Raw genomic sequence first — 919 nt, 5'->3', positions numbered from 1 at the left:
CGTCGCCGGGCATCCTCCGGGAGCGATGCTGACCTTCGTCGGGCTGGACCGCATCGGCTTGGGCGGAGGCGCGTGGGCGGGGGTGTTCTGCATCGTCGTGGGCACCTCCGCCGCGGCCGCGATCCTGATCGCCCTGCGTGCGCTCGGTTCCGCGCGGTGGGCGCGCCTGGCCGCGCCGTTCGTGGTGCTGGCGCCCGCCGCGGTGTGGGTGGGCACCTCGGCGGACGGCTACTTCGCGGGGGTCGCCGCCTGGGGGCTGGCGCTGCTCGCCCTGGCCGGGACGGCGGCGCGCACTCCCGCGCGCTGGGCCGCGGCGCTGGGCGCGGGACTGCTGCTGGGCTGGGTGCTGTACCTGTCCTACGGTCTGACCCTGGCGGCGATCCTCGCTCTGGCGGTGGTCGCCTGCACCCGCACCCTGCGGCCGCTGCCGTTGGCGGTCCTCGGCGCCGCGGCGGTCGCCGTCGCGTTCACCGCCGCGGGCTTCTGGTGGCTGGAGGGCTACGACCTGCTCGTCACGCGCTACTTCCAGGGCGTGGGCGGTAAGCGGCCCTACTACTACTGGGTCTGGGCGAACCTGGCCATCGTGGTGATCACCGCCGGTCCCGCCGCGATAGCCGGCCTGCGCCGCGCCGTGCTCGCCGCGCCGGGGGCCCTGGGACGCCTGCGCCGCAGCCCGCCCGGCGGCCCGGACGCCCTGGTGGTCCTGGCGACCGCCGCGGCGCTGGCGATCGCCGCCGCCGACCTGTCGGGCATGAGCAAGGGCGAGACCGAGCGGATCTGGCTGCCGTTCGTGGTGTGGGTGGTGCCCGCCGCCGCACTGCTGCCCGCGCGCGACCACCGGGTGTGGCTGGGCGTGCAGGCCGCGCTTGCGCTGGCGGCCAACCACCTGCTGCTCAACGGCTGGTGACGACGGGACGCG

1 pseudogene is annotated in these 919 nt (G+C 76.6%); it reads left to right on the top strand.

The window, feature by feature from the left end:
- Nucleotides 1–907: pseudogene (locus LP52_RS25485) on the top strand (hypothetical protein); the annotation flags it as partial.
- Nucleotides 908–919: the final 12 nt, after the last annotated feature.

It is taken from the genome of Streptomonospora alba, from assembly GCF_000826685.1.
Classification (GTDB): domain Bacteria; phylum Actinomycetota; class Actinomycetes; order Streptosporangiales; family Streptosporangiaceae; genus Streptomonospora; species Streptomonospora alba.
Note: the sequence above shows the minus strand (reverse complement) of the source record. Positions and strands in the feature narration are given on the sequence as shown.